Below are 21,038 nucleotides of genomic sequence, written 5' to 3' on the forward strand. Positions count from 1 at the left end.
TACGTCACGGCCTTCTTCGACCTGCACCTGAAGGACGTCGCCCAGCCGCTCCTCGACGGGCCGACCCCGCAGAACCCGGAGGTCGCCTTCCACCCATAGACAGCTGCCATCAGTCCCCGCCCGAACCGCCGGGCAGTCGACCGGCAGCCGCCTGGGATGGCGAAGACGCCTCGCAGGGCGAAGCGGCAGCAGAGGCGCCGCTCTCGCCCACAGATCATCGGGCACAAGATCAGCAGACACGGACAGGATTCCGCCGCCTCAACACCTCAACTGCCAAGCCTTCGAGTCGAACTCATTTTGAAACGGTCAGTGAGGGGGCTCCACAGGGACTTCCCAAGTGCATACCGCAGGAGGCCGGGGCGGCTGGCCCGGTACTGGCCGGGCCCGTGGTCCGGGTGGGCGCGCCGGGCGCTTGCCGGTGGTCGGTGCGTGGTCATCACGGTGGCTCCTTCGCTTCGGACCGCCCCAGGGGTGGGCGGTGCTCACGGGAGCAGCGTGCAGCCGGCCCCCTTGTCCGCGGTCTGACGGCGGCCGCCAGCGTTGTAAGGCGAAACGTGGTGGTGGTCGGGGCGGTAGCAGACCTGGACAAGGGGTCGTGGTCGGGTTCGTGGGCGGGCCGATCACCCAGGGCAAGGGGCCAGGTCTGACCCTTGCAGCCCCGATTCGTCCGGTCCGTGCGGGGAGGGAGAGTCGTCCCCCGGCGACCGGACTCTGTCAGGGCCGCAGTTCAGAGGAGGTCGCCGGTGCACCGTGGGGCGGGTCGCTTACGCGCTCGGTGGCGTCGTGCGCAAGCCTTCGAGGAGAGCGGCGAGGTAGCGGTGTGCGGTGTCGACCCGGTCGGCGGGGGCGCTGCCGTGGACGCTCACGGCGTGGGCGATGCCGCACATGAGCGGGACGAGATCGGCGGCGGTGAGGTCGGGGCGGACCACTCCGGCATCGCGGGCCCGGGCGAGGAGGGTGGCGCCGGCCGACGCGAGTGACTCCTTGAGTTCCGCGGTGCGCGGCAAGGCATGCGTGGCCGCGGCGGCGACGGGGGGCAGGGCGGCATCGGTGAGCTGCGCCTCGACGGTATGGAAGAGGAAGCCCGTCAGGCTGCGCCAGGGATCGGCATCGGTCAGCGCCTGCTGGCCGTGGGCGGCCAGGGCCTCCAGGCATGGGGCGGCGACGGTCTCCAGCAGTGCCTCGGGCGTGGCGAAGTGCCGGTAGACGGTGCCGACCCCCAGTCCTGCCCGACGTGCGACGTCGTTGAGCTGCAGTGGTGTGCCCTCGTCGACCAGGTCGCGGGCGACGGAGACGATCCGCTGCCAGTTGCGGGCCGCGTCCTTGCGTAGAGGCGTCGTCATGAGGCCATGTTAATCGGATGGTTCATCCGGATAGTTCCGCCGCCCGCCCGGTTCCCGCCGCGCCGCGCCGCGCCGCCCGTATGCCGCTTAAGCGGGGGCGAGCGGTGCGTGCCGTTCGCTGAGTCGGCGTACGGCCTCGGCGACGCGGGGGTCGGACGCAGCCCGGTGCGGGGCGACCGGGTGCCCCTGGGCGCCGATGACGATGCCGGTTCGGCCCCTCAGCGTTTCGTCGGTGGCGGCCATGATGGAGGACCTGGCTGCCGCAGACGCCGGACCCGAGGTCGAGCGTTCGAATATGCGGCGCACCAGGGGCCACAGCAGCCGCAGGGCTGGTGACACGATCTTCGGGTCGGCCATGGTGCCGTTGGTCATGCCGGTAGCGGCCCCTCCGGGATCGGCGGCGAAGACCGAGACACCCGTGCCGTCCAGCCGGCCCGCCAGGTCCAAGGTGTAGGCCAGGCTGGCGAGCTTGGCGCGACCGTACCAGTGGAAGCCGTAGTAGCCGCCCGGCGGCTCGACGGCGTCGAACACGCGCTTGGCCACGGCGACCGCGCCCGAGGTCACGTTCACGATCCGGCTCGGCGCACCGGCCGTCAGTGTGGGCAGCAGCAGTTCGGTCAGCAGGTAGGGCGAGAGGTGGTTGACGACGAACGACGCCTCGACGCCGCCGCGGGTCTGGCGCTCGGCGAACATCGCCCCGACGTTGTTGACCAGCACCGTCAGCGGCTCCCCCGAGGCGGCGTGGTCGGCCGCGATCCTACGGGCGAGCGCACGTACCTCGTCGAGCGAGGCAAGGTCCGCGGACAGGAAGCGGGCCGGGCGCACCGGCCCCGTCGCGTCGATCCGTTCGACGGCCTCGGCTCCCCGCTCGGCGTCACGCCCGACCACCGTGACCGCGAACCCGGCGGCGGCCACCCCCAGTGCCGTCTCCAGGCCGATGCCCCCTGTTCCGGCCGTGACCACTGCTGTCTTCTTCATGCGCTCCTCCACCCCGGACGGTAAATCGGATAAGTAATCCGCTTAGTTCCGGACGGTAGCACGCATACGGATGAACTATCCGGTTGAGGCCTCAGCGCAGCGGCGGTCCGCCCGCCGACAGGAGAGGGGCGGATGTCTGGGGAATCGCGTGACGTGCGCCCTGGGGAAACATGTGACCGTCGACACCGCGATCAGCGGGGCGGCCCGTACGCAAGGAGCCGCCATGCCCGAGAACACCATCACCACGCCACTCACCCCGATAGCCGGAGAACGTCGCCGACGCCTTCGCCTAGATCCGGGCGTCACAAGCCGGGAACATCGAGACCGCCTGCGCGGTCATCGACGGCATGGGCCCGGAGGCACTCCGGCCGCTCCAGGACGTCACCGCGCGCGTCGTCATCCAGATCACCGCCGTGGACGACCACGCCGGGGAGCCCTGCACACATTCCTTCCTGGCGGCGGCACTCGGACGCCTCCTGCTGGAGCTCCTCTGCGACGGCGAATGCCTGGCCGGTGCGCCGAGGATCACCCGGACCGTCATCCGCTTCACAGAGAACATCCTCACCGAGAAACACCGTGACCGTCGCCGACACCCTGCGCCAGCTGGAGGCCGCAGGGATGAAGCAGGCCTTGGAGGCGCACCCGACCACCGCGTAACTCCCCCGGCGTCGCCGCACCGCGCCGGGGCGCGCCGCGGCCGGGCGGGCTCCTCTACCGCACAACCCCTTGACCGCGACCTGATCGCCAGCCGAAGCGGCCGATGTCAACGGGAACCGTCGCGGTAGCAGATGGTGAGGCCGGGCCGCGCAGGACGTAGCAGAGGTGGCGGCGGGCTTCAGCGAGCAGGTGGTGGCTTCGAACGCGCCGCGCATCACGTACACCACGGCGGCGACATCGACGGCCGCCAAGGCGATGCCGACCACCGGCCGCACCCGCGCCCACACCGCTGCGGCCGCCGCCCGCGCCCGCTCGGCCAGCCGGTAGACCGTGCAAGCTCCGAACGCCCGGATCGACGAGGCGCACAGCGCCCACGCACCCGGCCGTCAGGCCGACCGCGGCCAAGCCCCACAGCGTCCCGCGGAGGAGCGGGGGTGTGGGGCGCTGCTGTAAAAGGCGTGGATACCCGTCAGTTGGGATGTGACGATCAGTTCCGCCACTTGATCCATATCCGCATCCCGGAGGCCCGTATGGACGTCACCTCGCTGCTGCCTTTGACCACGTCCCGGTTGTCGCTGCGTCTGTTCACTCCCGGCGACGCCGACGACCTCTACGCCTACCAGAGTCTGCCGAGCGTGGCGCGTTACTTGTACCGGCCGGCGCACACACGGGAGCGCAGTGAGCAGGTCGCGGCCGAGCGCGCGGCGCACTCGGTCTGGTGCGCCGACGGGGACAAACTGGCGCTTGCCGTGTGCCGACGCGATGAGCCCGGCCTCCTTGGCGAGGTGACGCTCACCCTGGCCGATGCCCGCGCCGCCCAAGCCGAGATCGGCTGGACTCTCGACCCACGTCACCAGGGGCACGGCTATGCGACGGAGGCGGCCAGGGAGCTGGCCCGGTTTGCCTTCGACAGGCTGGGCGTGCACCGGCTCTACGCACGGCTGGATGTGGAGAACGCCGGGTCCGTGCGGGTCTGTGAGCGCCTCGGGATGCGTCGGGAGGCGCACCTGGTCGAGAACGACCTCGACGGCGATCGCTGGGGCAGCGAGTACATCTACGCGGCGCTGGCCGCGGACATGAGCGGTCGAGCGGGCCGTTGAGCCCGACACCGCCTCCGAGGGCCGGTGGTCCCAGATGCCCTCGGCGTCCTCGTTGCTGTGCGCTTCCCCGCGGCAGGCAGTGATCAGGCCGGGCCGCGATGTCCCCCTCCGATCTCCGGTGGCGCGGTGAGGGGCCGGATCGCCGCCCCGTCGGCATTCCGCACGTGATCGGTGAAACGGGGAGGTGACAGCGTTCGCGGTGGGCCGGTTCATGGACCGCGGCCTGCTGGCCGGCCCGAGCTTGCCCCCTGGTGGAAGGCCGTGGCTTCCCGGACGACGCCCCGGATGAGCTCCGAAGTGAATTCGCCGGCTACGGCGGCCCCCGCGATGTGCACGGGACCACCTGGCTGACCTGGGCCGAGCTGGATGCCACGGACTGGCAGGCGACCAATGCCTCACACGGGAGCAGGCACGCGACGCCCTGCTCCAGCACGTCCCGGCCTGCGACCACTGCCGACCCGACACCGCCCTCGGCCTCCTCGAACAGGCGCGGTCACCCCGGCCGGCGGTGGCCGTACACGGGCAGGCGGCCCACTCGATGAGCGAACCGCCTGCTGAGAGTGCGAGGCCCAAGGGCCTGTCCATCCGGCTTTGTACTCAGTTGAAGCGCCAGTAGAAGTGGTGCTTGCCGCTCTGTCCCTTCCACTGGCTGACCTTGGCTCCGTTGGCCTGGCTGGCCCCGTCGACCTGCGGGTACTTGCCGGTCTTGGCGTTCCACAGGACGAAGTTCGTGCCGGGCACGTCGTGGACGCGCAGAGGGGCGAAGAGTTCCGCGATGTCGCCGACCTTGCAGGGCCACTGGATGATCTGCGTGCCGTTCTTGCTGCTGCCGCCCTTGACGGACAGGCACTTGCCGCTGCGCTCGTTGACCACGTAGTACAGCTTCAGACCGACGCGCGTCTCGGAATACCGCAGCATCCACTTCTGGTGCTTCTTGCCGTTGCACGTCCACTGCTGTGCCTGGACGCCGTTCTTGGTCGATCCTGCCGGTATCTCCAGGCACTTGCCGGAGTGGTAATTGACCATCGAGTCGTAGAACGGTGTCGCCTTGGCCGTCTGCGCGGACTGGGGCGCTGCCTGTGCGGTTGTGGCGCCGGTCACCGCCGCACCCACCGCGAGTGCGACGCCCGCGAGTGCCGCCGCCTTGGGCTTGGTGACGTGTCGGGCCGCTTTGAACCGGATCGCAGTCTTCATCTTTCCTCCGTGGTGTGTGTCGCGGGGAAAGGACGGGCGGCAGCCGAAAGTCTGTGACCGACGGCGTTGCCGCCACCCCCGTGTGTGCCTGTGGAACGTTACGGACGGCCCCCGGATCGGCGCGTCTCGCGCAGGGTTGAGTTTTTCGGGGCGGCCTCAACCGATGGGGTAACCCACTGGTTGACGTCCGAAGCGGGTTGCGATGCCGACCGTCTGCGTGCGGCCGCGCCGCGCGCCGGCCTGCAGCAACTTGACCGCCCGGCCCTCCATCGCGGCACGGTCCTCGGCCTGGCGTCGCCGGAGATCTTCACCTCGCGCTCGGTGAGCTCGGCGACGGCATCCGGCAGGTGGATCGAGGCCGAGCTGGTGGGTGATCCGGGCCATTCCTGCTGGTCTTCGCGCGCAGCATCCACCCCACCGAGTCCGGAGATCACCCGCCCTGTCCGGCCGTCGACGCGCTCGCCACGACGAAGCCACGGGGGCGTCGCGTCGGGCCGTGGGGCGAGCCTGCCCGTCCGGCGCGGGCGGGACCGCCCGTGCCACCCCGGGCGGACGAACCTCGCTGCGGCCGCCGGTGTCAGGCAGCGCCTTGCCCGCCCAGCCGAGCGCCGGCGTTCCGGCCGGGGCTGGAAGGAAGGGGGACGGGGCGGCCGGGGTCGGTACGGGGGCTCTTCATACGGGGGGCTTTGGCCCAGACGGCTGGCCGGTGACGCCGCCCTCGGGCAGCCGGGAAAGGCGGCGTCGACATGCCGACCACGGCCAGGCCCCAGCCCTTCCAGACGACGCCGGGTGGGACACCGGCCTCGTCGGGCAGCGCGCAGCGGCGTCCCCGCCGTGCGGTGGCAGCCGCCGACCATCACGCCACGGAAGAGATAGCGCCCACCGTTCCCCAGGCGAACCTCACCTTTGCTGATCACCGGGACATGGAACCTCGCCCTTATCCCGTGGAAAAGCGTGATCCGAGGTCCCTCCCGGCCGGCGGGAGGGTACACCTGAACGTGGCTCTGGCAAGATTTCCGTAATCGGAGATCATCTCGGTGGTTCCGCGGTCGACCGGTCCGCGGAGCGGGCAGTCTTTGAGCGTGCTCAGTTAAACTACCTCGTCTCTTACCGAACTTGGCGAGTGTGATCGTCTCGTCGGTCGACGATTCCGGACCTGCGGTGGTTGTCCGTGCGCGTACCCGGCCGCGTGTTCCCTCGGCTTGTACGGGTTGCGGGACGGCGAGCAGGTGGTGCCATAGCCGCTACGCGCTGGCCAGCAGCAACCGCGTGACCGGCTTCTACCCCGTCGGGCATCTCACGAGGCCCCAGGAGCCCATACGGCCTGACGGCCTGTACGGGGTGAGCAAGGCAGCATCGAGGCCCTCGGACAGCTCTACGCTGACAAGTTCGGCCTGTCCGTCATCTGCCTGCGCATCGGCAGCTTCGAGCCCGTCCCGACCGAGCCTCGGCATCTGGCGACGTGACTCAGCCCGCGCGACGCCGTCGGATACGTTCGGGCCACGCTGACCGCCCCGCCCTCCACCCGCTTCGCCACCGTGTACGCCGCCGTCTCGTCCAACACCCGCCGTTTCTGGGAAATCTCGGCTCCGGCGGCACTGGACTACACGCCCGTCGACAACGCCCAACCCGCCGCCGTCGACATTCCCGGAGCCGACCTCCCGGCGGATCCGGCAGCGCCTCAGGCCGGGCCCTTACGCCCTGCCCGGGTTCACCCTCCCGCACCTCCGGCCCTGACCACGCGGCCACCTGTGAGTGACACCCTCGAGGCGACCGGGCCAGCGTGGCCGATCGCTGTTCCGTTCCTGCCAGCGACGGGACACGGACCGCAGGCGCCCGCACCCCGATACGCCTTGTCGGCCCAGTGCTCAAGGACCGGCACATCAGCTTTCTGGGCCACTACCTGTTCAATATCAAGGCCGGCGGCCCCGAACAGGGGCTGCGCCCCCTGCGCGACCCCGAGGAGGACCGGGGAGAAGGGCGAGCGTCGTCGTTCAGCTGTCGCAGGCACAGCCCGAAGCCGCCGGGATGGCCTCGGTGCTCGACTCCTGGCCGGAGCAGCAGGCGTCTCCGCCGGCGATGGGGTTCTTGCCCAGCTGGTCGGCGTCGGCCTTGACGACGTAGACCTCCCACGGCTCCTTGCCGGGGCCGGTCACCCAGACCTTGTCCTGGAGGGCGTAGCAGCAGGAGGTGTCATTCTCCTCGAACGTGGCGAGCCCCGCCTCCTCGAGGCGGTCGGTGGCGGCGATGACCTCGTCGGTGGTCTCCACCTCGACGCCGAGGTGGTCCAGGCGGGTTTCCTGGCCCGGCTCGCCCTCGATGAGGACGAGCTTGAGCGGCGGGGTGGTGATCGCGAAGTTGGCGTAGCCGGGGCGGCGTTTGGTGGGTTCGACGCCGAAAAGCTTGGAGTAGAAGGTCACCGACGCTTCGAGGTCGGCAACGCTGAGCGCGAGCTGGGCACGGGACATGACCGTCTCCCCGTTCTGGTTACATTGACATCTGTCGATTCAAGATTGCGCATTGGATTGACAAGCGTCAACATAGAAGCATGTCGAAACACGAATGGGATGCGGTCGGGCAGGACGGCGTCGAGGACTGCTGCCCCGCTCTGCTGACCGCCCCGCTGGACGAGGGCCAGGCCGGGACGCTGGCGAAGGTGTTCAAGGCCCTGGGCGACCCGGTCCGGCTGAGGCTGCTGTCGATGATCGCCTCCCGTGCGGGCGGGGAGGTCTGCGTCTGCGACCTCACTCCTGCCTTCGACCTGTCCCAGCCGACGATCTCCCATCACCTCAAACTGCTGAAGCAGGCCGGGCTCATCGACTCCGAGCGGCGCGGGACGTGGGTGTACTACCGGCTGCTTCCGCAGATGACCGACCGTCTCGCGGCGATTCTCACCCGGCCCGCCGGACAGGTACCGGCCGAGACCGCGTCGGCGGCCGGGGCGGCGTCATGAGCGCGCAAGCCGCAGCCGAGGCGCCCGCAGGGCCGGTCGCCGGGAGGCTGTCGTTTCCGGACCGCTTCCTCGCCGTGTGGATTCTGATCGCGATGGCGGCCGGCCTCGGCCTGGGTCGCCTCGTGCCCGGCCTGGGAGACGTGCTCGCGAAGGTCACCGTCACCGGGGTCTCGCTGCCGATCGCGCTCGGCCTGCTCGTGATGATGTACCCGGTGCTCGCCAGGGTCCGCTACGACCGCCTCGGCACTGTCACCCGCGACCGGCGCCTGTTGATCCCGTCCTTGGGCCTGAACTGGGTCGTCGGCCCAGCCTTGATGTTCGCCCTGGCCTGGATCTTCCTGCCGGACCTGCCCGAGTACCGCACGGGCCTGATCATCGTCGGACTCGCCCGCTGCATCGCGATGGTCATCATCTGGAACGACCTCGCCTGCGGCGACCGCGAGGCCGCAGCCGTCCTCGTCGCCCTGAACTCCGTCTTCCAGGTGCTCGCGTTCAGCCTGCTGGGCTGGTTCTACCTCTCCGTGCTCCCCGGCTGGCTCGGCCTGGAGCAGACCGCGCTCGACGTGTCCGTCTGGGAGATCGCCCGCAGCGTGCTGATCTTCCTCGGCATCCCGCTGCTGACCGGGTTCCTCACCCGCCGCCTGGGCGAGAAGGCCAAGGGCCGTGCCTGGTACGAGACGAAGCTGATCCCCCGCATCGGGCCGTTCGCCCTGTACGGACTGCTGTTCACGATCGTGGTGCTGTTCGCCCTCCAGGGCGACGCCATCACCTCCCAGCCGCTCGACGTCGCCCGGATCGCGCTGCCGCTGCTGGTGTACTTCGCCGTCATGTGGGCCGGTTCCATGGCCGCCGGGCGCGCGGCCGGACTGGACTATCCGAAGGCGGCCACGCTGGCGTTCACGGCTGCGGGCAACAACTTCGAGCTGGCCATCGCGGTCGCCATCGCCACCTTCGGCGCCACCTCCGGCCAGGCCCTGGCCGGAGTCGTCGGCCCCCTCATCGAGGTCCCCGCCCTAATCGGCCTCGTCTACGTCGCCCTCGCGGCCCGACGCTTCTTCCCCCAGCCCACCCCGGCGGCCCGAACGGCCGTCTCCCCGGAAGGCTCCGCTCATGTCTGAGGCCAAGCCGTCCGTGCTTTTCGTGTGCGTCCACAACGCAGGCCGCTCCCAGATGGCGGCCGCCTTCCTCACCCACCTCGGCACAGACCGGGTCCAGGTCCGCTCGGCCGGGTCCGCCCCCGCGAGCACGGTGAACCCGGCCGTGGTCGAGGCGATGCGGGAGTCGGGCATCGACATCTCGGCCGAGGCCCCGAAAATCCTCACCCCCGAGGCGGTGCAGGCATCCGATGTCGTGATCACCATGGGCTGCGGCGATGCCTGCCCCTATTTCCCCGGCAAGCGGTACCTGGACTGGCAGCTCGACGATCCGGCCGGACAGGGCGTCGCGGCCGTCCGGCCGATCCGCGACGAGATCGAGCAGCGCATCCGCGGCCTGCTCGCCGAACTCGGCCTCGGGCCCGCGGCATGACGGCCACCGAGGCCGGCGTGCGCATCGCGCCGCTGCGGCCGGAGCGTACCGAGCAGGTCCTGGCGGTCTACCAGCTGGGCATCGACGAGGGCAACGCACTCTTCGAGACCACCGCCCGCATCTGGGAAGCCTTGAGCGATAGCTCACGGGATGTCGCACACACCAGCCCCTCCTCCACCGCGGCCGCCTGCTCGGCGCGCGGCCTCCGGCCCAGCACCGAGTAGGCGGCCTGGGCAAGCCCGCGCTGGAGCGAGAACCTGCCCGCGGTCGAGGTACGGGGCCCGGACGGCCAGTGCAGTTGCCTTGGCGCCGATGTCCGCTCTCAAGGCCGGCAGCCCCATTCTCTGCGCCGAAGCCGTGGCCGCCGAGGGATCAGCCCAGGTGCTGCTGGAAGAAGCCGGCCGCCTCCGTGCCGACTCGAACGCGGACAGTCGGGTCGGCAGGTTCCGGGGCGAAGAAGTCGTCGTGACGGACGTCGGGGCCGACCGAGTGGCCACGCGCTGTGGGGATGTGCTCCAGATACGGCCGGGTGTCGACGTCGTACGGGTTGACCGTGTCTGCTCCACCCCAGCGGATGCCGACAGGCACCCGCACAGCCGCCAGGCTTTCCGGGGTCACGAGACCGCCGACTCCCGGGGCTACCTGGAAGACCGCCCGCACTCGGGGATCCGAAAGGTCTGCTGCGGCGGCCTTCAGCGCACGTCGTGACGACTCGTCCAGTGGATGCCTCTTCCGCAGCGCCTCCAGTGCACCGGGGAACTCGGGGATCTCCGGCAGAGGGACCGCTCCCGTCAGCACAGCCCACAGGATCTGCGGATCGACACGGGCCCCGGCAAGGGCCGCCGCCGTGTAGCCGCCGAGGGAGAAGCCCGCCACGCCGACCGGACCAAGCGGCTGTTCCCGGGCGAGTACATCGAGGGCGAAGGAGACATCCCGGGGCCGTTCCCATACATGGAGAAAGCCCTCCGGCTCATAGCCGTCGACGTAGTTGTTGCCGTGATGATCAAGGGCAGCGACCCGGAAACCCGCCTCGTGCAGCGGTCGTACCAGCCACTCCATGTTGCTGCCCGAACCCCCGGTGCCGTGAGAGACGACGACCAGCGGAGCGGGGGCAGCCTGTGGACGGCTCGGCTCCCACAGGTAGAGACGGACAGGGCGCGGACGAGTTGGATCGCGCAGGTCAGGCCGGGACTCGTCGTGCAGGACACGTATCAGTGGCTGTCCCTGTCCAGTGAGCGTCATGGCGTCATCGTAGGGAGGTCGGCTGTCCTACGCGCTGGCCTTCCAGCCCGGCGGATGCTTTTCGGCTTCGAGGTCGGGTTGTGGGCCCGGCGGCCCAGCTGCACGGTTCCGCGTTTGACGCGGGTCCTCTGCACCGGCGATCGGTTCGGCTTCTCGATCGCGCGTGCGCAGCCCCGGTTGCGCCAGGGCCCGCGGCCGCCGACGACGTGGGCCCGGAGCCGCGCCGGCTGCTCCTAGACGTCGCCGCGCGCACGGCTCCCCGCAACCGCCGCGGACGACCGCGACGGGGAGCCGTGCGCGCACTCCGTCCTGGCGACGGCGTTCGGGCGACTGCTGCTCGACGTCCTGTGCCAGGCCGACGGCGCCTGCCTTACCTTCCCGCAGGGCATCGCCCAGACCATCATCCGCCTCACCGAGAACCTCCTCGCCGAGGACCACAGCGCCGTCGCACGTGCACTGAGGTGATCGCAGGTCCGGTCCGCCCATCGTCACCAGCACGGTCGCTTCCGGCAGGCATGGCCGACGCGGTCGGCGAGGGCCGCCGACGAGGCGATGACGGTACCCCGCCGGGCACCGCCATCACGCATTCCGGGCGACACGCAGCCTCCGTGGGTACGAATCGTGGTGGCTCGCACCGTGGCACCGCCTCCCCGGTCCGGCTGAGCAGACGGCCCATCACGCACCGGACGCCACATGACCTCGCCGAAGTTCTCCCGGTCAGCGTGCGAGAGCGGCGTGCCGCTGCAGAAACGCGCTCACCTCGGCCGGGTCCTCCAGCGGCAGCGGGTAGACCAGGAGCCGGTCCACCCCGAGTTCCGCGTAGCGCCGCGCGCTGTCCGCGTCCACCTCGACCGGGTTGATCTGCATGAAGTTGATCTCCAGACGGCCCAGGTGTGCTGGCCGGGACACCTCGGCCGCGGCTTTGCGCAGGCCTTCGAGGTGGGTGACCAGGTCCTCCGGGGAGCTGCCGTTGCCGATCCAGCCGTGCCCCTTGAGGACCGCCCGCCGGTACGCGGCCGGGCTGTGCCCGCCGATCACGATCCGCGGGCCGTCGGCCCGCACCGGGCGCGGATGTGCGTCCACGCGTTCGAAGTCCGCGTACCGGCCGTGGAACTCCGGTTCGGGCTCGGTCCACAACTGCCGCATCGCGTCCAGGTACTCGTCGGTGCGGCCGCCGCGCTCGGAGAGCCGCACACCCACCGCGGCCATTTCCGGCTCGAGGTAACCAGGAGCGACGCCGAGGAGCAGCCGACCCTCACAGAGCACGTCGAGGCTGGCGACCTGCTTGGCCAGCACCACCGGATTGCGTTGCGGCAGGATGAGGATCCCGGTGCCCAGCTCCATCCGCTCGGTCAGAGCGGCCACGTAGGAAAGATGCACCAGAGGGTCGAGAATCGGATCGGTGGGTGCCATCGGCGAGTCCGGAACCCGTGGGCTGGGCAGCACCACGTGGTCCCCTACCCACCAAGAGCGGTAACCCCACTCCTCTGTCTGGCGGGCCAGCCGTGCCGTGTCGGCCGGTCTCAGCGTCGCCTTGGCACTCAGGCCGTACACACCCAGTTCCACGAACCCCTACCTCCATCGATCCGTACTCGGCGGCACCGTCTCCGCACCGACCGCAGGTCCATTTCGCCGGCCCACTGTCAGGTCATCCAGGTATCCGCCGTGTTGCACTCCGGCACGCCCAAGTGGCCGTACCCGTCGCCGATTTCAACAACGCCGTCCTCATCAATGATGTCAGCCGGCTCGAAAACCACCGCGGCACCGGCCCGGCACCGCTAGCGCACGCCCCGACCCAGCCGAACTCGTCCTGCGGGCAGTGAGCGCCAGATGCGGACACGCTCGGCCGGCCGCCGCGCCGTCCTCCGGCCGGTACCGCTCGCTGACGATCAGCACGGCAGAGACGCCCCAGCCACAGCACCGCTGCCAGGCCCGTGAACTGTGCGCGCCGCTCCCGCGCGAATTCCGCTGCCCCTGCGCCCCGTCGCCCCGTCGCCCCAGGACCGGTGCCATGGCTGGTGCGTCGCCAGAGCGCGGGTCAGGAACTGTGGCCGCTGCGGGCCGGGGATTGCCCGCAGGACTGACCGTCGACCTGGTGGACCCTGGGCGTGCGCAGACGTCGGCCGGCGACCAAGGGGGCGGACAGGTCGCGGCCGCGCTGGAGCCTGCGGGGTACGCCGTTGACGCGGACGGGGACGAACCACCGACCGGTACGCCCACTGAGTCCTCGTCCCCAGCTCCAGAACAGACGCCGACGGACGCGGCGTCCGGTCCGGGTGACTTCCCCAACGGGCTGTGAACATGGCATTCGCGTCGGACTGGAAAGCCTCGCCGCCGCACCGCTGTGCGCCGGCGTACGACGCCACGGCCACATCCTCGCCCACATCCCCGCGCATACGGCATCCCTCCCAGGACACGGGATCCACGCGGAGCACTTCACGGGCCCCTGTCCGGACGGGTGAATCCTCTCCCTCTCCCTCTCCCTCGCGCACGCGGACGCAGCCCTAGGTCCCCCTCCTCTGCCCGCTTCCGAGACCTCAGGGTTCGGCGTCAGAAACAAGTCCTGCAGAGAGCTTCCGTCCAGTCGCCCGCCGCATCTAGGCTCACTACCTATGGGAGCGCTCCCACACTCGTCGGATCAGCGTTATGCGCTTTCGAACGTCATCCAGCCAGGTAGAGACGCATTGCCCATTGTGGAATCCGCTTTGAGGCCGGTTTCTCGCCGGGCGGTGCCATATGGAGTGGCCGGTCACATAGGTGCGTTGAGGGAGAGTGCGATGAGCATGCGAAGAGCCCTGCGGGCTTTCGGTGTCGCCGGAGTGCTTATGGTGGGTTCGGTGGCCGGATTCGGCGGCTCGGCCTCGGCGGTCGCCTCGCCGGCGGCCGGTCAGTCCGCCGCAGATGGCAGGGCATCGGCGGCCGCCGCGGCCCCGGCACTGCACGTGTCGGGTAACCGCCTGGTCACCGGGTCCAATTCCACGTTCCGCCCACTGGGCGTCAACCGGTCCGGCGGGGAGTTCGGCTGCGTCCAGGGCAAAGAGATATTCGACGGGCCCACCGACCAGGCAGCCATCGACGCGATGAAGGCATGGAAGATCAACACTGTCCGGGTCCCGCTGAACGAGGAGTGCTGGCTGGGCACCGGGAACTTACCTCCGACAGCGCCCAGCGCGGCGGCGTACCAGCAGGCGGTCAAGACCTACACGGACCTCCTGGTGGCCAACGGCATCAACGTGATCCTCGACCTGCACTGGACTTGGGGCGAGTACACCGGCCCCGGCGGAGGCTGCCCGGACGTCGCGGCCACCTGTCAGAAGCCGATGCCCGACGCGCGCTACACCCCCACGTTCTGGTCCGAGGTGGCCACGATGTTCAAGGGGAACGGAGCGGTCATCTTCGACCTGTTCAACGAGCCGTACCCGGACGCGGCCGACAACTGGTCCGACGCCACGGCCGCATGGACCTGTCTGCGTGACGGCGGCACCTGCGCCGGGATCACCTACCCGGTCGCCGGCATGCAGACCCTCGTCAACGCGGTACGCGCCACCGGTGCCACCAACGTGATCATGTCGGGCGGTCTGGAGTGGACGAACAACCTGAGTCGGTGGCTGGAATTCAAGCCCGCCGACCCCACCGGCAATCTGATGGCCTCATGGCACTCCTACAACTTCAACGGCTGCGTGACCACCTCGTGCTGGGACAGCAACATCGGAGCGGTCGCCGCCCAGGTGCCGGTCCAGGCCGGCGAGATCGGTCAGAACACCTGCGCCCATGACTACATCGACCAGGTGATGGCCTGGGCGGACGCCAACAACGTCGGGTACACGGCCTGGACCTGGAACCCTTGGGGTTGCAGCGGTGGCAGCGTGCTCATCGAGGACTGGAACGGCACACCGACCAGCACCTACGGTCAGGGGTTCAAGGCGCACCTGCTCAGCCAGACCCCCGGTGATCCCGGCGGTGACACCTCTGCGCCCACCGCTCCGGGGACTCCCACCGCCTCCGAGGTGACGGCCACCTCCGCGACCTTGAGCTGGGCGGCCTCCACGGACAACGTGGGTGTCACCGGTTACGATGTCGTCCGTGTCACCGGCGGCACCGAGACGCAGGTGGCCGGCTCGGCGTCCAACCGGGCCACGGTCACAGGGCTGTCCGGCAATACGGTCTACACCTTCGCCGTTTACGCCAAGGACGCGGCCGGCAACCGCTCCGCCCGCTCGGCCACCGTTACCGTTACCACCGCCGGCACCCCGGCGGGCACCTGCTCCGTCGGCTACCGCTTGGTGGGGGACTGGGGAAGCGGCTTCCAGAGCGAGATCACCATCCGCAACACCGGCGCCGCGGCTGTCAGCAACTGGAACCTCAGCTTCACCTTCCCCAACGGCCAGACCATCAACAACATGTGGGGCGGTACCCCCACCCAGACAGGCGGCTCCGTGACCGTAATCCCCGCCTCCTACACCGACACCATCACCGCCGGCGGTTCCGTCACTCTCGGTTTCATCGCCAACAGGGGCGCCACGAACACTGCCCCGACCACCTTCACCCTCAGCGGCAAGACCTGCACCACAGCCTGACCACAGCCGCTCCCCCGCCCGCCGCGTCCCAGCCGTCCAGAAGGGCGGCCAGGGCGCGGCGTTGCTCTTCCTCGCGGGCGATCTGCCGGGGTGAGGACGTCGCGGTCGACGTACGGGTCGACCGCGGCGAGGACCAGACGCTGGAGTTCGGCTGGCTCCGGCGCCTCCACCTCCCACTGCACAGGGCGGCGAAGGCCGGCCCCGAACTTGGAATAGTGGGTGCGGGTGGCCGATGGGCGCCGGATGGTGGTGCGGGAGAGCGACACGAGGAGCTGTTCCGAGGGGGACGCGGCGTAGGGGTTGCTCCTCCAGCGCGCCAGGGCGCGGGGGAACATCCCTGGTGGGAGGCAGGGAAGATCAGAGGTGCGGGTGGCGAGGTGGCGGGTGGTGGCCGTTCAGCGTGAAGGGCAGGCCGGCAGTGCCGAGGCCGGGAGTGGCTGCGGAGCGGTTCGTCGAGCCACCGAACGCCAGGCAGCGTTTCCCGACCGGCTCGACTGGTACAACTACCACCGACCCCACACCGGCATCGACGGCCAACCACCGGCCAGCCAGCCGCGTCTGGGCCATTCACCTCACTGTGGCCGGTTCGGTCCGATCACACCGTTACGCACGATATGCGCAGGGTGAGGCGACTAGGGCCAGGTGGTATCGGGTGTAGGTCTCGAAGACCTCGGCGACCTTGAAGCCGAGCCGGGTCAGCACGGCGCCACTCTTTGCATTTCCGTGGGTGACGCCCGCGAACACGTCGGTGGCGCCCAACATAGTGGCTCCGTACTCGATCACCGCACGGCAGGCTGCAGTGGCGTACCCATGGCCTGTTGCTTCGCGGTCGAGCCAGTATCCGAAGCCGTACTTGGGCGGGTTGACGGCCACAAGGTCAACGCGGCCGATAAGGGTGCTGTGAAGGAGGACGCCGCAGCGGAGGGACGGGCTGGGGTCGTTGAGCAGCTCGGCATGTGCCGTCCTGTAGTCCGACGCGGCCAGCGCCTGGTAGTCGCCGTGCTGGGTGAGGTGTTCGCGATTTCGGTCGATGAGCGCGTAATATTCATCGGCTTGCTCAGCGGTGAGCACACACAACGTCAATCCGTGGACGCTGGTTCTGAGTTCGGGAAAGACGTGCTTGTCGTGATGACTACCGGCCATGTCGGCTGACCCTACGTCGGGGGCTGGACCCCTGCCATGGCTTTTGGTGGCGTGCAGCGACTGAATGTCGGTCAGCGTCCATGATCAGGGCGGTGAGCTCTTCCAACTTCTGGAGTAGCCGACCGGTTGGGCCGACAACGCGGCGAAGCTCTTGGTAGATGCGTCTTCGGCCAAGAGAACCGTCTCCACCAGAGGCTTCGCATGCTCGTCTACCCGTCGGGCATCGACGTGTCCGGCTCTCTCTGCGCTTCCTGTCCGACGTCGCCACGAGCACAATCGCCGCCAGCACCTCACGGTCGCCGTGACGACGCCGGCCGCCACCTTGCGGTCCTCCGTGCCCACGCGGGGGTGTTCCGGCGCGCGTGGCCCGAACCCGCCCCGAGCGCCCCGGTCGTGCGGTCTGCCGCATCCGGAACAAGCCGGGGCGTTTCCTTGGCTAGCGCATCGAGTCCGGCAGGCCGTCCGTCGCCTGTATCCGCACGGGGCCCGGCGGGCGGCCGGTTCGGCGGTCCAGCAGGCGGGGTGCTTCTCCCCGAGGGGGGAAGCACTCCTCCTCGTCTGCGCTTCGCATCCTCCAGCGGACTGTCAGTCCGCCAGTGGCCAGTTGAGCTCAGTACGCAGGTCACGCGGGTCCATGTCCGGGGACGGCTGCGTGACATACGTCTCCCATCTGTCCTCTCGGCCGGGCAGTCCCCGAGCCTGCATCCAGAAGTGCAGCCGTTCCCAGGAAGACCCGAGGCGGTCGAAGGACCCGTAGTGCGTCAGCCGCGCGACCCGGCCCCCGGGAAGTGAACCGACCACGACCCCGGCCTCCGGCCGCACCGCCCGGCTCGTGACGAACCCGACCTCCAGGTCCAGGGTGTGTCCCGGCGGCCCGTGGTAAAGGCCGAAGGCAGGGCTCAGCGTGGTGATCCGCTGGGCCTCGACGACCCGGGCCAGGGCACCGAAGGAGGCATCGAAAAAGTCCCTCAGCTCGGCCACCGGAACGACGCCACGGACAACCGCTGTCGTCACCGGGTCCACATTCACACAGTGCGGCTCCAGGAAACTGGCCCCACTGTCAGTTCCATGACCGCTCATGCCACTCCCGTTCACGTTCCAAGGCTACTCAGCACATCTAGACCTGACGCACGCCGAGAACTCATCGCTCGGGCAGGCCGGCATTGCCGGATGATCGCGGCCAGACGCCGTGTGCTCAGCGCCGTCCGCGCCCGCAATGTCGGCGACATCCCGGACGAACTCGACGTGGTGGCCACCAGGGCTGAGAGTCAGGAGCGGGCGCCCGAACCCGAGCCGCCGCACACCGCTTGGACGACACCCACACCCTGCGCCTGGAGCTGACCGCCGAGAACACCGCCGAACCGACTGTGCTGATGGGCTCGATCACGACCTCGCGGCCGAGGCCAGCCCGCACGTCCAGCGGTTGCGCCCGACGGGCCGGCGGGCAGGGAGCACAGCCCAGGCCGGGGGCAAGGGGCCACCCGGGGCGAGGCACGCGGATAGGCGGTACTACATCGAGGAACCGCGGCGTAGTGCGGCGGCGGGATGGTGGGCCGGGCTCTCTTTGTCGCTGCCCGGCCGGCGCCCTTGGTCGACGTCGCGGATGCGTCGCCCCGGCCGGATCTCCACCTGGGCCGGCACCGGCAACTGATCATCGAGCTCACGCAACTGGTGGGAGCCCACCCGTTGCTGGAGACGTTCCGGGCCAAGTTGGTGATCGCCCTGCACCGCAGTGACCGGCAGGCCGAGGCCTTCAAGACGTTCCACGCGGGCTGCACTCTGCTGCGCGAACAGCTCTGCGTCGGCCCCGGGCCGATGCTGCGCAGCGCCCACCAGGCCATCCTGGCGAACGACTGCGCACCGGCACTGCTCGGCTGAGGCGGCCTGGTGATCGGGCTCGGCCGACACCGCTGGGTCGTCGAGAGAACGGTCTCCTGGCTGGCCAGATGCCGAAGGCCGCACCGCCATTACGAGCAAAAGGCCGAGCGCTTCCCCGCCCGTGTCGGCATCGCCGCAGCCCTCAACAGCTACCGCCGGCTGAACAGGTGAGGGGAACTGCGAGGAAGTCAGGCGAGCAGCGCGCAGCCGACGATAGCTTCCAACTGCGAGAGGAGAACCGGCGTGAGATCGTCAAGACCGCGGTCTTGGTCCGGCACCACGATCGCGGCTCCAGGCCCCACACTGACCTCGCAAGTGCGAGCAGGCAAGAACTCCAGAAGCCAGAACTTGATCTTCGTCACCTATTCTTCACTGAGCTCAAGGGTGTCGTCCTGCGCGATTAGTCGGATCACCCCGACACGGTAGAACGACGGTGGGACACGCAGTCGAGGGACTGCTGCGCCTTCCGGCCCGGAGGCCAGCCTTCCTCCGCACCACGCCGATCGATGACGGGTGCTCCAGACCACGCAGGCGCGGTGGCGTGCCAAGCGCCGAGCGGCCCTGCCCCGGCGTCGACCAGCGCTGTCCGCTTCATCGCGCCGCAGACGGTGAACCACTGGAAGATGGCCAGTCCTGACCGGGACACGGCGAAGGCCCCGTCCCTACCATCCCAGGATGGGGGAACGGCACATGGTGATACTGGCGTCGCGTCATGTCGGTCGGGTGGCAGCAGTGTGCGTGGCTCTGCTGCTTCTCGTGGCCTGCGGGCACGCGGACAGGAGCGTCCCGCACCCCACCGCCACCTCGGGCACCCCGCGCTCCGCGCCGCCGACGAGCGCAGACCCGGGCGCCGGCGCCCGGACGGACGGGCGCTCCGGTGGGGGTGACGATCCCGCTACCGGGCAGGGCACGAACTCCTCCGGCAGCCTCGGCGGGACCGCTGACAGTGACTCCGGCGCAGGGACGGGTGGCTCCTCGGCGGACGGCGGGACGACCAGCCCGCCGTACGGTGGTGACCCCGTGCCCCCCGTACCGCCGCCCCCGACCCTCAGCGAACAGCCACCCGACTCCGGCGGCGGCGCGTTGGATCCCAGCGGCGGCGGTGACGGCGGCGGTGACGTCGGAGGCGAGAGCGGGGGCCCAGGAGACGGAACGAGGGCCCCGGCACCTGGTTGCCCTCTCGATACCGGCGTCTCGCCGGAGCCCTCCGGCCCAGGCAGCGCCGCCCCCTCGCCCTCGGCCAGCTCAGCCGGCTCGCCGTCACCGGGCTCGTCGAATCCGGCCTGCCCCAGCCCCGGCGACGCTCCGGCTTCGTTCAGCGACGCTACCGGCGGCGTGGGCGGCCGATGACCGGTCGCCCTACGGCTCGCCCCACCCCTGCGCGTGCTCGTGGTCCCCGCCCCGGCCGGCGCCGGCACGCCCGTACCACCGCGGTCCGGCGAGCCGTTCTCCGGCGCCCCGCCGGGCCCCGTCTCAGGCACGCCCCGGCACCGCCCGAGCGCTCCACGACTTCGATCGTGGGAGCACTGGCCGCGCAGGCGTCCCTCATCACCGCCGCCATGTTCTATCTCGGCGCGGTCTACCTCACCGCCTTCTACCAGTACTTCCGGCTCGACGTCTTCACCCTCGGCATCGGGTTCCCCGAACTGGCCATCCAGGCACTGAACCTGGTGCGCAGACCCGTCGTCATCGCCGTCACCGTCACGGCGTACGCCCTCCTCCGCCCCGACCTGCTGAACGGCCTGCCACGGCCCGCGCCCGTCGTCCGGTTCCTGCACCGCGCCCGCGAGCGGGCTCACCACGCCGATCTGCTGCTGATGACCGCCGGCCTGCTCGCCCTCGTCCTGTGGCGGTGGACCCACCCCTACGGCTGGGCGGCGGCACTCGCGCTGGCACTCGGTCTCGCTCTCGCGCACCGGCGGGCCGGCCGTCCGGGCGGCCGTGCCGCCACGGCCGTGGGCAAGACGACTGCCATGTCGGTGACCGGCCTCCTGATCATGTGGGCGGTGACGCTCGCCGCCAACGACTTGGGAGCGGCTGAAGCGGAACTGACAGGACGCACCATCGTCAGCCGCACAGGCGTCGTCGTACTGACCACCGAGCGCCTCAGCCTGGCGGGCCCCGGGGTGCGCGTCGAGGACCTCGGCAAGGACACCCACTTCCGCTACCGGTACACCGGCCTGCGGCGGCTCATCGAACGGGGTGGCCGTTACTATCTGCTGCCATTGGGCTGGACGCCCGCCACCGGTACGACGTACGTGATCGACGTCAGCGACGACGTCCGGGTGGAGCTGATGCCCGGCACCCAGTGAAGCGGGCCCTTGCCTTTCGGCGGCGGACAGGACGACGCGGTTCCGCGCGGCACCCGCCGGTGTCCTGTACGTCCCGGCACACCCACGGCCGCCACCAGCCCGTCTCGGCTGCAACGTGAGCGATCGGTCTGGTT

20 protein-coding genes and 1 pseudogene are annotated in these 21,038 nt (G+C 70.0%); 11 read left to right on the forward strand and 10 right to left on the reverse strand.

What is annotated here, in order from left to right:
• Nucleotides 1-764: 764 nt before the first annotated feature.
• The 3 genes from ACZ63H_RS02565 to ACZ63H_RS02575 all read right to left on the reverse strand — a co-directional run bounded on the left by ACZ63H_RS02565 (nt 765) and on the right by ACZ63H_RS02575 (nt 3,244).
• Complete coding sequence (locus ACZ63H_RS02565) at nt 765-1,343, reverse strand: TetR/AcrR family transcriptional regulator (protein WP_469861393.1); 579 nt, start codon at nt 1,341-1,343, stop codon at nt 765-767.
• Between the two features lie 87 nt (nt 1,344-1,430).
• Complete coding sequence (locus tag ACZ63H_RS02570; RefSeq protein WP_469861395.1) at nt 1,431-2,321, reverse strand: SDR family NAD(P)-dependent oxidoreductase; 891 nt, start codon at nt 2,319-2,321, stop codon at nt 1,431-1,433.
• 302 nt (nt 2,322-2,623) lie between these two features.
• Nucleotides 2,624-3,244: a hypothetical protein gene (locus ACZ63H_RS02575; protein WP_469861397.1), complete on the reverse strand. Its 621-nt coding sequence runs from the start codon at nt 3,242-3,244 to the stop codon at nt 2,624-2,626.
• Between the two features lie 264 nt (nt 3,245-3,508).
• Here ACZ63H_RS02575 and ACZ63H_RS02580 point away from each other — a divergent pair, with 264 nt between their 5' ends.
• Complete coding sequence (locus ACZ63H_RS02580) at nt 3,509-4,078, forward strand: GNAT family N-acetyltransferase (RefSeq protein WP_469861796.1); 570 nt, start codon at nt 3,509-3,511, stop codon at nt 4,076-4,078.
• A gap of 376 nt (nt 4,079-4,454) precedes the next feature.
• Nucleotides 4,455-4,694 carry a DUF6233 domain-containing protein gene (locus ACZ63H_RS02585; RefSeq protein WP_469861798.1) on the forward strand — a complete coding sequence of 80 codons (240 nt, stop codon included), beginning with the start codon at nt 4,455-4,457 and terminating at the stop codon, nt 4,692-4,694.
• Here ACZ63H_RS02585 and ACZ63H_RS02590 read toward each other — a convergent pair.
• Both ACZ63H_RS02590 and ACZ63H_RS02595 read right to left on the reverse strand, forming a co-directional pair.
• Complete coding sequence (locus tag ACZ63H_RS02590; RefSeq protein WP_469861399.1) at nt 4,676-5,272, reverse strand: RICIN domain-containing protein; 597 nt, start codon at nt 5,270-5,272, stop codon at nt 4,676-4,678. The two genes, ACZ63H_RS02585 and ACZ63H_RS02590, sit on opposite strands and share 19 nt — an antisense overlap.
• A gap of 1,994 nt (nt 5,273-7,266) precedes the next feature.
• Entirely contained in the window at nt 7,267-7,740 is a 474-nt protein-coding gene (locus ACZ63H_RS02595) for an ArsI/CadI family heavy metal resistance metalloenzyme (RefSeq protein WP_469861401.1), read from the reverse strand.
• A gap of 80 nt (nt 7,741-7,820) precedes the next feature.
• On the opposite strand from ACZ63H_RS02595, the gene ACZ63H_RS02600 reads away from it, so the two are divergent.
• Genes ACZ63H_RS02600 through ACZ63H_RS02615 form a run of 4 tightly spaced genes read left to right on the forward strand, consistent with a single transcriptional unit; the run spans nt 7,821 to nt 9,976 of the window.
• Complete coding sequence (locus ACZ63H_RS02600; RefSeq protein WP_469861403.1) at nt 7,821-8,225, forward strand: ArsR/SmtB family transcription factor; 405 nt, start codon at nt 7,821-7,823, stop codon at nt 8,223-8,225.
• Nucleotides 8,222-9,343 carry an ACR3 family arsenite efflux transporter gene (gene arsB / locus ACZ63H_RS02605; protein ID WP_469861405.1) on the forward strand — a complete coding sequence of 374 codons (1,122 nt, stop codon included), beginning with the start codon at nt 8,222-8,224 and terminating at the stop codon, nt 9,341-9,343. Before ACZ63H_RS02600 ends, arsB begins: the two co-directional genes overlap by 4 nt.
• On the forward strand, nt 9,336-9,752 hold the full coding sequence (locus ACZ63H_RS02610; protein ID WP_469861407.1) for an arsenate reductase ArsC: 417 nt from the start codon (nt 9,336-9,338) through the stop codon (nt 9,750-9,752). The genes arsB and ACZ63H_RS02610 overlap by 8 nt, the downstream gene beginning before the upstream one ends.
• Nucleotides 9,749-9,976 carry a hypothetical protein gene (locus ACZ63H_RS02615; RefSeq protein ID WP_469861409.1) on the forward strand — a complete coding sequence of 76 codons (228 nt, stop codon included), beginning with the start codon at nt 9,749-9,751 and terminating at the stop codon, nt 9,974-9,976. Before ACZ63H_RS02610 ends, ACZ63H_RS02615 begins: the two co-directional genes overlap by 4 nt.
• A gap of 148 nt (nt 9,977-10,124) precedes the next feature.
• Here the strand turns inward: ACZ63H_RS02615 and ACZ63H_RS02620 are convergent, their stop codons facing one another.
• Both ACZ63H_RS02620 and ACZ63H_RS02625 read right to left on the reverse strand, forming a co-directional pair.
• Nucleotides 10,125-10,994: an alpha/beta hydrolase family protein gene (locus ACZ63H_RS02620; protein ID WP_469861411.1), complete on the reverse strand. Its 870-nt coding sequence runs from the start codon at nt 10,992-10,994 to the stop codon at nt 10,125-10,127.
• A gap of 717 nt (nt 10,995-11,711) precedes the next feature.
• The gene (locus ACZ63H_RS02625) at nt 11,712-12,560 is read right to left on the reverse strand and encodes an LLM class F420-dependent oxidoreductase (RefSeq protein WP_469861413.1); all 849 of its coding nucleotides are present in this window, start codon (nt 12,558-12,560) and stop codon (nt 11,712-11,714) included.
• A 1,211-nt stretch (nt 12,561-13,771) separates the two neighbouring features.
• Here ACZ63H_RS02625 and ACZ63H_RS02630 point away from each other — a divergent pair.
• Nucleotides 13,772-15,571 (forward strand): cellulase family glycosylhydrolase, encoded by a 1,800-nt coding sequence (locus ACZ63H_RS02630; RefSeq protein WP_469861414.1) that lies wholly within the window; start codon nt 13,772-13,774, stop codon nt 15,569-15,571.
• 603 nt (nt 15,572-16,174) lie between these two features.
• On the opposite strand, the gene ACZ63H_RS02635 is transcribed toward ACZ63H_RS02630, so the two are convergent.
• Both ACZ63H_RS02635 and ACZ63H_RS02640 read right to left on the reverse strand, forming a co-directional pair.
• A complete protein-coding gene (locus ACZ63H_RS02635; RefSeq protein WP_469861416.1) occupies nt 16,175-16,714 on the reverse strand; it encodes a GNAT family N-acetyltransferase in 540 nt (179 codons plus the stop codon).
• 585 nt (nt 16,715-17,299) lie between these two features.
• Nucleotides 17,300-17,794: a GyrI-like domain-containing protein gene (locus ACZ63H_RS02640; protein ID WP_469861418.1), complete on the reverse strand. Its 495-nt coding sequence runs from the start codon at nt 17,792-17,794 to the stop codon at nt 17,300-17,302.
• A gap of 90 nt (nt 17,795-17,884) precedes the next feature.
• Between ACZ63H_RS02640 and ACZ63H_RS02645 the strand changes: the two genes are divergently transcribed.
• From ACZ63H_RS02645 to ACZ63H_RS02655, 3 genes and pseudogenes are all read left to right on the forward strand, one after another.
• Entirely contained in the window at nt 17,885-18,055 is a 171-nt protein-coding gene (locus tag ACZ63H_RS02645) for a hypothetical protein (RefSeq protein ID WP_469861420.1), read from the forward strand.
• A 204-nt stretch (nt 18,056-18,259) separates the two neighbouring features.
• Complete coding sequence (locus ACZ63H_RS02650; protein ID WP_469861422.1) at nt 18,260-18,592, forward strand: BTAD domain-containing putative transcriptional regulator; 333 nt, start codon at nt 18,260-18,262, stop codon at nt 18,590-18,592.
• A gap of 18 nt (nt 18,593-18,610) precedes the next feature.
• Nucleotides 18,611-18,763, forward strand: a pseudogene (locus ACZ63H_RS02655) (transposase); the annotation flags it as partial.
• 17 nt (nt 18,764-18,780) lie between these two features.
• Here ACZ63H_RS02655 and ACZ63H_RS02660 read toward each other — a convergent pair.
• Complete coding sequence (locus ACZ63H_RS02660; protein ID WP_469861423.1) at nt 18,781-18,954, reverse strand: hypothetical protein; 174 nt, start codon at nt 18,952-18,954, stop codon at nt 18,781-18,783.
• A gap of 1,155 nt (nt 18,955-20,109) precedes the next feature.
• On the opposite strand from ACZ63H_RS02660, the gene ACZ63H_RS02665 reads away from it, so the two are divergent.
• Entirely contained in the window at nt 20,110-20,904 is a 795-nt protein-coding gene (locus ACZ63H_RS02665; RefSeq protein WP_469861425.1) for a hypothetical protein, read from the forward strand.
• Nucleotides 20,905-21,038 lie beyond the last annotated feature (134 nt).

This window comes from Streptomyces sp. NPDC104831 (assembly GCF_055583025.1).